Here is a 12,396-nt window from a genome sequence, read left to right as displayed (position 1 = left end):
TTAATAGCCAGGATTCTGAACTAGATTAGGGTTCTGATCAATTTTTGGTTGCGGAATCGGCAATCGGTAGGAGTTTTTCGTGAAGGGATACACCTGTGCTTTTCTCCCTGCATCTTTTGCATAAACAGCATTCATAACAGACTCCACTTTGTCTAACCGCACCAAATCAAACCAGCGCTGTCCTTCAAACGCTAATTCCAAACGGCGTTCCTTCAAATATGCTTCGAATAAGGCGTCTTTATTTGAACGAACAGCTGTTGCCAATTTCGGTAATTTAACCCGTGTGCGAATTTTATCTATAATATCGGCAGCCCCCGATAAATCTGATCCCTGTTGAATTAATGCTTCCGCTTTTAACAATAAAAGGTCCGCGTAACGAAGCTTGACAATGCTATTAAATGCAGACCGCAGCTTAAACATGAACGGGTAGTTATTTGAAGGATAATAATTGCTCCAGGTTGTCGAATAATAGACGATCGATTGCCCCGAACGAATTTGATCACCTTCATTGCTATAAGCCTGTATCAAATCCCGAGACGGAGTTACCCATTTTGCCCATGTAAAGTTATTATCATAATTGGACAAATCCCTTCCAAACATCCAAGTTGCCCAATTGCCACCTCCGGCAGTGAACTGCGCTTCCAAAATAGATTCCTTTGTATTACGTTGCGCAAGATCCGTATTACTCGCATTCATCGCATATAAATCCGAATAATTAGGATTTAAGTCAAATCCATCCGCAGTCAATGCATCGACATATTGAATAACTTTAGCATAATCCCGAATTGGTTTTTCGGCATAGATCTTCGCTAACATCGCTCGTGCGACCGACTTTGTAAATAAGGTTTTGTTTCCGTTATTGTTAGCAGGTGCATCAGCTAACCCGTCCATCAGATCTTTTTCGATCTGCTTGTAGGCCTCCTCTTCGGTCGCCTGCTTAGGAAAATACTGCGGATAAACTTCTCCTACATTATCCCCCGTAATATCAGGTGCGATTGTGGTAATGACAGGGACCGATCCAAAGATGCGGACCATATCAAACATCGCTAATGCGCGGAAAAGCTTAGCCTGTGCTTTATAGTTCCTAATTTCCGTATCGCTCACCGATTTATCAGCGACACTATCGACATAAATGATCAATCGATTTGCTCGTCCAACATCTTCCAGATACCTTCCCCAATCCCGGTCAACAACAGAATTTGATCCCTCAATTGAATTATTCTCAAAAGGTACAACTTCTGCTCCTGTCGTTCCTGCATAGGAATTATCGGCATGCGAATCACCAATCAATAACAAATCAAGATACCAATGCTCCTGCCTGTCTTTCATCTGTTGGTAAATTCCAGCTAGATAGGTCTCAACCTCGGACTTATTCTTAAAAACAACCTGAGTTCCAGTTTCAGTCTTCCCCTGACTAACATCCGAATAATCTGAAAGTGGATCACGGTTTAATGAACAAGAAAATAAAAACAAAGAGCCAGTTAGCAGAGAAAGAGTGTTACTTATATATTTTTTCATGATACAGACAATTAAAACTCAATATTAAGACCTAAAACAAATGAACGGTTCTGTGGATAGGTCCCCCAATCAATACCTTGGATTCTAGACTCAGATCCGCCAGAGAATTGGTTTACTTCTGGATCCATACCTGAATATTTTGTCAACGTAAACAGATTACTTACAGATAGATAAGGCTGTATTTTATTGATACCCATGCGTTTCAGTCTCTCCGGAGAGATGGAATAGCCCAAGGAAACATTTTTCATACGCAGATAACTTCCATCCTCAACAAAATAGGTTGAATTTTTCATATCAAATCCAGCCTTAGGAACGTTGGTAATCTGTCCCGGTACTCTCCAGCGATCCAATACAACGGTCGTTTGATTTCGACCATCATACATACCTTCTGTTTCCATGCGACTGGCATTGAAAATATCGTTCCCATAAGTTCCCTGAATGAATATGCTTAGATCGAAATTTTTCCACGAGAAACTATTTGTCATACCATACACAAACTTTGGAAGAGGATTGCCGATATAAGTGCGGTCACTTGATGAGATCTTTCCATCACCATTTAGGTCGCGATACATAAGCTCGCCAGTTTCAGGGTTTACACCATCCGATATATAACCGAAGAACCCTGCAAGCGATCTTCCCGGCTCATTCTTCACCACAAAATCATTGACATAATCATTCGTCTTGACATCGTAGTACACTTGTTGTAAATCCAGCTGTTTCAGTTTATTTCTGTTAAAAGAAATATTAAAATCTGTATTCCAAGTAAAGTTGCCGGTCAGATTTTTCGAATTTACGGCAAATTCAAAACCATGGTTATTCAGCCGGCCGCCATTTCTTTGGATTGTGGTTGCTTGCTGTCCTGCAGGCAAGCTCGCATTCATCAAGAGATCCTTGGTATCCTTGTTGTAATAATCGGCACTGACCGTTAGCCTGTTGCTCAACATGGTGATATCAAAACCGATACTCGTTGTGCTTGTGGTCTCCCAGGTCAAGTCTTTAGCCCTTAAGATTGTTGGTTTATTGATATTTGGCACAGCATTGTCCTTTCCCTCTACAAACCATTGTTGACGTTGAATACCGCTCAATTGCAGATAAGCGTAGTCACCTAATCCATATTGATTACCTGTCTGTCCCCATCCTCCACGGATTTTAAAGTCATTTATCCAATCGACGTCTTTCATAAAATCTTCAGAGGAGATTCTCCAGGCAGCCGAGACAGAAGGAAAGTATCCCCAGCGCCGCTCGGGGCTCAGCTTCGAAGAGCCATCGGCACGCATATTCGCAGTCAACAAATACTTACCATCGTAGTTATACATTGCACGGGCGAAATAGGACATAATTCCCCAATTAGAAGCAGAGGATCCTGTTCTATCCCAAGAGATCTTGTTCGCCGCATTAAGTGTCTCAATGATTCCGTTTGCATAGTTTGAACCATAGATATAGCTTCTGGAGTACTTAGAGTCTGTCCAGGAAGAACCGCCCATTACTTCTAGATTATGCTTACCAAAGCTTTTGCTATATGTTAAGATATTATCCCAGGTCAATACAGTATTTGTATTGCGAAGATCAGAGGCCTCTCCAAATTGATTTCTTCCCCATGCTGTCGTCCAAGGATCCAAGAAGGTCGTCATCACCCCAGATCTTCTATCGAATGAAAACGAAGTTTTCCAAGTGAAGTTGGGCATAAAGGAAACCAGTGCACTTCCTGTAGCAACGAGACGATTTTCTCGGTTATTATTATTCCTTGTTCTTGCTAAGTTTTCCAAAGGACTGGTAATGTTGCTAATACCATAGAAATTATTATAGAATCGATCTGGATTTGACGGATCCCATACAGGGGCATAGGTCGGTGTTGTAATCACTGAGGTCACTACCCCACCACGATTAGACCCTAACCCAGAAGTAATTCCATTGTCATTGTTATCGGAATAATTGATATTCGCATTGACCTTTAACCATTTCCGAACTTGGTTATCAATATTAGCACGGAAATTATACCGCCTAAAGAAGGAGCCTTGTAATGTCCCATTTTCATTCAAATAACCGCCACCCAAATAGTAACGAAGTTTCTCATTACCATCTGAAACTGATATTTGATGATTTTGCTGAATCCCCGTTTTGTAGGTCTCTTTAAACCAGTCTGTCTGATCCAACAATCCTTCCGGAAGGTTGACAAGACCTATCTCGTCCTGCAAATCTTTGTATTGGCTAGTATTTAAAACTTTGACAGTATTATTGACAACATTGGCTGTCCATTGTGTTCCAAGTGTAATTTTTGCTTCACCTGCCTTACCTGATTTTGTTGTCACGAGGATCACACCATTTGAACCGCGAGAACCATAAATAGCCCCAGATGATGCGTCCTTGAGGATTTGGATATCAGCAATATCATTCGGTGATAAGAATTTAATATCTTCCACAGGAACTCCATCTACCACATACAAAGGAGTAGTGTTGCTATTAAAAGAAGTTATTCCTCGAATTTGAATCTGCGGAGCAGAACCCGGCTGACCATTTGGCTGAATAACTGTTACACCAGCAGCCTTGCCCTGAATGGCTTGACCAAAATTGGTAACAGGTCTCTTTTCCAGATCCTTGGTGGATACAGAAGAAATTGCCGTCGTGACATCCTTTCTTTTTACGCTGCCATAACCTATGACAATGACATCTTCAAGTACATTAGTAGAAGAATTTAATTGCACAACCATGGTACTGCCGGCAGGCAATTCTTTGCTGTCGTAACCAACAAATGTAAATTGAAGTATACTGCCCTTGCTTGCCGACATTTGAAAACGGCCCTCCCCATTACTGGATACAGCATTATTACTTCCTTTCTGCGTAATGGTCACTCCAGAAAGAGGTTTCTGATCTTGGGCATCCAGGATTCGTCCACTGATTTGAATTCTGTCTTGTGCAAACACAAAATTCACCAAGGTAAACAAGAAAGCCAAGCCCATTGAAAAGGCTACTTTTCGAGTAAAGTAAATCATATGAAATAAAAAAATTGGTTATTGTTTAATCTTTTGGTTATTCCAAAACGGCAATGAGTTTCCCCTCCTTCATTGCTCAAAACAAAACTAAGATCGCCAAGACGGAGAAAAAAGAGCTAGTACTCAAAAAGTACCAGATAAAAAACACAACAAACTAACAGAGAGATTATTACAAAATAAACTAACCTTTAAAAAGTACCTAGATGAGTGTATAATAGTCGTTAATCAAGTCAATTTACACGTATAATCCAACCTTTACGGTCGATCAATTACTGCAATTTGACATACAGCAGCTTCAAAGGCATCCCGATTTCCTGCGGCTTTATTACGTACCTTTGTTCTGTAATTATAAACTGTCCGTAGAGAATAGCGAAGGAAGCTTGCAATCTTTACAGAGTCATCGATCCCTAATCGAATTAAAGCAAAAATTCGAAGCTCAGTATTTAACAGTTCTGTCTTTTTGGGATAAATCTTCTCATCATCCTGAAGCAAGGCATTGAATTCATCAACAAAAGTCGGATATAGATTTAAGAAGATACGATCAAAGTTAACATAGAGCTGCTGCACCTCTCTTTCCTCCATTTGCGTAGACTTCAGCTGCTCTCTCAACGCGTCCCATTGTTGATTTGTAGCCTTCTTTAATAATACTTTTCTAATATCTTCCATTTTATCGATGTAATTCGAACACATATCAAAAAATTGAGCGATATATTCTTCCTTAATATGGTTGGATTCCGACAATTTAAAGTTAGTTTGATTGATCTCATTATTCAATGCGCGAAGCTGCTGATTGGTGGCCGATAATTCCGATCGTATTCGTCTCAAATGCTGTACTTGCCTGTAAATAATGACAAGTCCAATAATAACTCCAATTAATAAAATACTAACGACAACAACCAAAGCAACCAATTGCCTGTTCTGGCTGCTGATTTTCTGCTGATAGGCCGCATTGATGATCGGATAAGAAGAAGTCCCCTCGATAATACGATAACGTACCTTACACAACATGGCGTCGTCGATCGCTTTTTCGATAAATTGAAATGCCCGGTCGAAATCCTGCTGGTCATAATAAGTTAATGCCAGATCATGAAAGGAAGCGTTGTCGCGGTTTGCCATTTCGATATCCGCACTGGCCGATATGGAAAGGTAATAAATTTGACTTTTTGTATCCTTTTCATATTTATAAATTAGCCCCAGAAAGTAAGCGATCAGCGCTCTTTGCTCAATATCTCTTTTATTTTCTTGCCAAAGGACCAAGAGCTGCTTTTTAGCATCCTCCCGATTACCGTTAAACAACGTTTTTATAGCAATCGCTGTACGGTACTCTAAGGAAGACTTAGGTAGAACACTTAGCAATGAATCGCGATACCGTTCACTCGCTTGATAATACTCAGGGCGATTATTGCTCTGACCATAATGGCTATAGAATGAACTATAAGCATCATAATACTTTGCCAGGAGATCTTTACCAAGTAGAGACGGCTCAACTGCTCCCAACAACTTTGACGCCTCTATATACCGTCCGATGGTAGAATATACCCAAGCCAAATCTAAATGAATCACCGTTTGCAATGAATCATTATTTAATGGAGCCAGCTTCTGACATAGTAAGATATAAGAAAGTGCCGCGTCCGAATCAAATTTCTTATAATTTTCAAAAATTTCGTAATTCTTCTTCAAAAACTGAACGGAGTTAGCTTCCAGTGCCTTTGCCTCCTGTTTTAACTTCTCTAGCTTATCCTCTCGGTTCTTGACATAAATCTTCTGATTTTCCATCAAATATTCCAAGCGCTGTAAAACTCTGCTACTATCTGGCTGTATCTGGGCTAATAGACTAAAACTAAAATGAGAGAAAAGAATAAAAAGAAATATGCGCTGTAACATAATCGACTCGGTTCAAAATAGTGTCGACTAAACTACATAAAAATAACAACAAAACCTTCAAGACTTCGCAGGCACCAACAGCAATGAACATGAAATGAAGATTCTTTCTGACCTATAACATCAGACACTTTCATAAAAAAAGAGGGCATCTCACGACGGCCTCTTTCCCTGACCCTATAAAAGGATCTAAGAATTAACAAGTTAATTCTTTATCGCATGAAAAATAGTTTTCTGTTTTAATCTGTCAGATCTATTGCCAGCCCCCTCCCAATGCTTTGTAGAGCAGGATCTGATTCAATGTATTCTCCTTCTCTAATTCCACTTTACCTATTTGAGCTTCGAGCGACTCCTTCTGTGCTGTTACAACATCTAGTGATGTTACCCTTCCAGCGATGAACAATTCTTGCGCAGCCTCTATGGAGAGGTTCAATGCTTGAACATGTTCATCGACAAAGTTGCGCCGCTTACCAATAGCCTCCTGCGTCATGATTACATTAGAAACCTCATTATAGGCATTTAAAACGCTTTTTTCATAATCCACAAAAGCGATTCCATAATCTGCTTTGGCAATCTCATACTGCGTTTTCAACTGTCTTTGATTAAAGATCGGTAGTGTGATACCACCAAATAAATTATAAGCAATAGATTTATCGAGATTGAATAACTTATTGAAACTAAAGCTTTGCAATCCGATAAAAGGACTTATAGCGACAGAAGGTAGAAAAGCTAAACGTGACGCTTCCTGATTATTTGAAGATGCAATCACTTTCAGATAAGCAGCCTTGATATCTGGGCGTTGATTAACCAAATCATCTGGAGTACCAAAGCTCATTGCATAATATAAATCTGTATTTTCGGTATATGTACTTCTTACAATAGGCTGATAGAATCGTCCCAATAAGCCATTGATATGATGTTCCCAAAGTGCGATCTCTTGAATCAACTGTTCCTTTGCTGCTTTGGAATTGGCCAACAGCGCTTTAAATTGTTGTACAGAAAGTTCAGTGGCATAACCAGCATCCTTTTTTACTTCAACAACTTCCAATGCATTTTTGTGTAACTCAATATTCCGATCATAGACTTTGATCTTCTGATCCAAAGCAATTAATTCATAATAAGCCGTGGCAATATTAGATACCAATTCCGTTTCCAATAGACGTTTCCCCTCCTGCTCCGCTAAAAAGCTAAAATAAGCAGCTTGCCTTTGGCTCCTAAGCTTGCCCCAAAGGTCAATCTCCCAAGATGAACGAAGTCCAATAAAATAGTCTGGGATAAATGGTTCAGGCAATTTCTCATCACTTTTCAAATTCTCCGAGAAATTTGAATCGTAGTTACCAATTCCTGATTCCGTATAATGTCCATATTTCCGTATTCCCCCTTCTACTGCAGCCTCCACAGTTGGGCCTAATGCAGCCTTGCGCTGTTTAAAATAAGCTTGTGCAGATGCTAAACGTAAAATTGATTGACGAATATCGAGGTTGTTCTGCAAAGCAGAATCAATCAGAGAAACTAACTTTGGGTCTCTAAAAATTTCCTTCCAAGATCGACCGCCGACATTTAAACTATCTGGTGAAACATCCTTGGAAAATGAGCTTGGCACATTTACTTTCTGCGGCTGAAGAGATTTTTTGGGAACTGAACAACTTCCAAGTAAGATAAGGGCAGCGATTACTAAAGAAGCTTGTTTTACCACCTGTTTTTTGTTATCCTTTTTTGAAAATAAGACGACCAGTCCCGGAATGACAATAACTCCGAGGATCGTCCCGATGAGCATTCCACCTACCGCAGCAGTACCAATACTTCGATTCCCCAAAGCACCTGCTCCACTGGCCATCATCAGCGGTATCAACCCCGCAATAAATGCAAAGGATGTCATTAATATCGGACGTAACCGGGCAACAGCACCTTCGATGGAAGCGGTCACAATATCCATTCCTTGTTTATATTTCAAATTGGCATACTCCACAATCAGGATCGCATTTTTGCCCAGCAAACCAATGAGCATGACCAATGCAACCTGTGCGTAAATATTGTTTTCCAATCCAAAGACTTTCAGGAAAATAAATGCACCGAATATTCCCGCCGGAAGACAGAGCAGAACTGGTAATGGCAACAAAAAGCTTTCGTACTGTGCACACAACAGTAAATAAACAAACAACAGACAGAGCGCGAAAATATACAAAGCCTGGTTCCCTGAAATCTTCTGTTCCCGTGTCATACCGGACCATTCAATGCTATATCCCTTTGGAAGAGACGACGCTATTTTTTCCACCTCTTCAATTGCCTGTCCAGAGCTGAACCCTGCCGAGGACTGCCCTGTAATCATCGCCGAACTAAACATATTATAACGAGTGATTTGTTCTGGACCATAGATTCTTTCCATCGAAATAAAGGCATTGTAAGGCACCATTTCACCAGTTTCATTTTTTACATACAGACGTAAAACGTCTTCCGGTCGCTGCCGGTATTCAGGGCCTGCCTGTACCATCACTTTATACATTTGTCCATAACGGATAAAATTCGTAGCATAAAGACTTCCCATTAATGTCTGCAGCGTATTCATAGCATTCTCTACCGATATCCCCTTCTTCGCGGCCATATCGTAGTCAACCTTCAGCATATACTGTGGAAAATTCACGTCAAAACTGGAGTTGATATCCTGAAGAACATCACTTTTTTCCATGTCGTCCATAAACTTCTGTAATACCTCGGCCGTCTTATTGAGATCCTCATTACCGCTACGGTCCAATAAACGTAATTCAAAACCCGAAGAGTTACCAAAACCGGGGACTGTCGGCGGCGGAAAGAAGTCAATCTCTCCATCCGCAAAATCTTTTGTTTTATCGCGCAATTCTTTAATGACATCATCTACCGTTTGATCTCGCTCTTTCCAAGGTTTAAGATTGATCATCCCCATCCCATAGGAAGCACCAGATACTTCAGTTATGATACTGTACCCCGACAACGTAGACACCGTTTCAACAACCTCCAACTTACGAGAAACAGAGTCAATTTTATCCAGTACACGCTCCGTACGATCTACTGTAGCCCCGGGAGGTGTTGTCACAGCAACGTAGATCATGCCCTGATCTTCCGTTGGAATAAATCCAGATGGCAATATCGCGCTACTTCCCCAGGTGGCCACAAAAAAGACACCCAGCAAAAGCAAGGTCAATCCCCTACGGGCGCTGGTTTTCACCAAAATCCCTTTGTAACCAAAGGCTGTTTTATCATATACACTGTTGAATTTTTTAAAGAAACGATCCAACCAGTTATTCGATGGCTTGCGGTCATGCGGTGATTTTAGGAACAAGGCACACAAAGCTGGTGTCAGCGTCAATGCATTGATCCCCGAAATAACGATCGCAGCAGCCAGTGTCAGTGAAAACTGACGATAAAAAATCCCCACAGGGCCTGAAAGAAACGCTACAGGAACAAAGACGGCAGACATGACTAAAGTAATCGCCACAACAGCACCTCCAACCTCTTTCATAGCCTCTAATGTGGCCTCCATAGGTTGCAAATGCTCTTCCTCCATTTTGGCATATACGGCCTCAACAACCACAATTCCATTGTCCACGACAATACCAATAGCGAGTACCAAGGCAAATAAGGTCAATAGGTTGATCGAAAATCCAAGCATCTGCATAAAAAACAGTGCTCCGATCAAACAGACAGGTACTGCTAAAATAGGAATTACCGTCGCCCTAAAATCCTGCAAGAAGATAAACACAACAATAAAAACCAGAAGGAAGGCTTCTAACAAAGTCTTGATAACAGAAGAAATTGACGCATCTAAAAAGCGGGATACGTCATAACCCATGGTATAGGTCATACCTGTCGGAAACTGAGTTTCTTTTAATTCTGCCATCCGGTCCTTTACACGCTGGATAACCTCCTGTGCATTTGATCCCGGTAATTGCTTCAGCATAATGGAAGCCGATGGGCGCCCATCAGTTTTGGATACCATCTCATAATCCAATGAGCCAAATTCAACATCAGCAACATCCTTAATACGGATTATGGATCCACTAGCATTCGCGCGTATAGGTATATTGGCATATTCTTCTATTTCAGTAAATTTTCCCGGATAACGCAGTACATATTGCTGCATATTGCGCATTTTATCCGAACTGATACCTGTTTGTCCGGGAGCGGCCTCAATATTCTGCTTTCGTAATGCTGCTACGACATCTTCTGCGGAAATATTATACGCTGCCATACGATCCGGTTTAACCCAAACACGCATCGCATAATCCCGCATTCCCATGATCTGAGCAAGACCAACACCTTCGATACGCTTCAGTTCTTTCAGAATATTGATATCGGCAAAGTTGTAAATAAACCGTTCATCCGCAGTTTCATCGTCAGTAAAAACATTCAGATACATCAACATCGAGTTGACCTCTTTTTCTGTAGTTACCCCCGCTTTGATAACCTCTTCAGGTAACTCATCCAATACGGTAGTGACTCTATTCTGCACGTTTACAGCAGCAATATCCGGATCCGTACCGACTTCAAAGAAAATCTGAATCACTGTGCTTCCGTTATTAGTTGACACCGAATTCATGTAGGTCATTCCCGCAACACCATTGATTGCTTTTTCCAAAGGAATGGCTACTGCATTTGTACTTACCTCTGCATTTGCTCCTGTATAATTAGCATTTACCACCACCGAAGGTGGTACGATATCAGGAAATTGTGTAATAGGTAACGTAAACAGAGCCAGCAATCCCAAAAGCGTGATAAACACCGAAATGACCAACGATAATATGGGCCGTTTTATAAATGTTTCAAACATAATCTATCCCTCCGTTACAGCTTTCTCAATTTTGGATTAATCTTCATTCCGCTACGTAAACTTTGTACGCCCTCATACACCACCTTGGCATTGGGATCGAGCCCCCCATCGACAATGTAATAATGCCCTACACGTGGCCCGGCAACAAAAGGTGTCATCTTCACCGTACTATCGGCCTGCATAGTGTACACATATGTTTTATCCTGAATTTCAAATACCGACTTTTGATGTACAAAAGTATGCTCACCCGTTTCCATCGGCACGGCAATTTTACCCGTTGCTCCGTGCTTTAGAATATGCTCCGCATTAGGAAATTGTACACGAAGGGCAATAGACCCCGTATTGGCTTCAAATTCACTTTCCACCAGATGAGCAATCCCCTCGTGTGGATAAAGCTCCCCATTTGCCAGAATTAATTTGACAGATTTTTGCGTTTCCTTGCCATTCAGCTTGTCACGCATTAGTGCCAGATATTCCCTTTCAGAAATATCAAAATAAACGTTCACTTTACTTAGATCAGAGATTGTGGTAATCAGGCTTCCTTCTGTCAATAAGGAGCCTTCTTTTAATAAAATCCGGTCTATACGTCCATCAAATGGAGCTTGAATGACTGTATAATCTAATCTCGTCTGGGCTTGATTAACCAGCGCACGAGCCTCCTCGATTTTGGAATTGGCAGCCTTTAACTGTATTTTCAATAAATTATACTCGGAAGAGCTCACAATATTCTTGTCAACCAATTTTTGTGTCCGCTCCATTTCCAGTTTGATCTTTTGCGCCTCAGCAATAGCATTGTCGTACTGTGCTTTGGCTTTTGCAAGTTCCGAACGATATTCTTCATTGTTATATTTAAATAATACCTGTCCTTTCTTTACCCAAGCCCCTTCATCCACATAAATTTTATCTAAAAAACCATTTAGTTTCGACCGGATCTCGACATTTTTCAAGGCTTGGATATCAGCAATATATTCCTGATAAACGGTTGTATCCATTACAATTAGTGGTGTAATGGGAATATTTTTAATCTCTTCTTTTTGATCAGTGTTAGCGTTGGAGGAGCGGCATGAAGCCAGCATCCCTACCATACCTGCGAAAAGGCACAGTACAAATAATTTGTTCATAGGGGAATAATCTTCTTTTTAAAGGTCCTATAGAATACCCAGTTGATTTTCATCAATGCCGGTAGTCTTTAGACCAGGGTAT

5 protein-coding genes are annotated in these 12,396 nt (G+C 40.8%); all 5 read right to left on the bottom strand.

The window, feature by feature from the left end:
* Window positions 1-1,518, bottom strand: coding sequence for a RagB/SusD family nutrient uptake outer membrane protein (locus tag AB1Z56_RS22630; RefSeq protein WP_313266273.1), 1,518 nt, complete (start codon window positions 1,516-1,518; stop codon window positions 1-3).
* 11 nt (window positions 1,519-1,529) lie between these two features.
* Window positions 1,530-4,508 (bottom strand): SusC/RagA family TonB-linked outer membrane protein, encoded by a 2,979-nt coding sequence (locus tag AB1Z56_RS22625; RefSeq protein ID WP_426790256.1) that lies wholly within the window; start codon window positions 4,506-4,508, stop codon window positions 1,530-1,532.
* A gap of 255 nt (window positions 4,509-4,763) precedes the next feature.
* Window positions 4,764-6,392 carry a DUF6377 domain-containing protein gene (locus AB1Z56_RS22620; protein ID WP_426790255.1) on the bottom strand — a complete coding sequence of 543 codons (1,629 nt, stop codon included), beginning with the start codon at window positions 6,390-6,392 and terminating at the stop codon, window positions 4,764-4,766.
* 250 nt (window positions 6,393-6,642) lie between these two features.
* Entirely contained in the window at window positions 6,643-11,193 is a 4,551-nt protein-coding gene (locus tag AB1Z56_RS22615; protein WP_309359809.1) for an efflux RND transporter permease subunit, read from the bottom strand.
* 14 nt (window positions 11,194-11,207) lie between these two features.
* On the bottom strand, window positions 11,208-12,314 hold the full coding sequence (locus tag AB1Z56_RS22610) for an efflux RND transporter periplasmic adaptor subunit (RefSeq protein WP_309359807.1): 1,107 nt from the start codon (window positions 12,312-12,314) through the stop codon (window positions 11,208-11,210).
* Between the last annotated feature and the right edge of the window lie 82 nt (window positions 12,315-12,396).

Source organism: Sphingobacterium sp. WOUb80, assembly GCF_050058145.1.
Lineage (GTDB): Bacteria > Bacteroidota > Bacteroidia > Sphingobacteriales > Sphingobacteriaceae > Sphingobacterium.
Note: the sequence above shows the minus strand (reverse complement) of the source record. Positions and strands in the feature narration are given on the sequence as shown.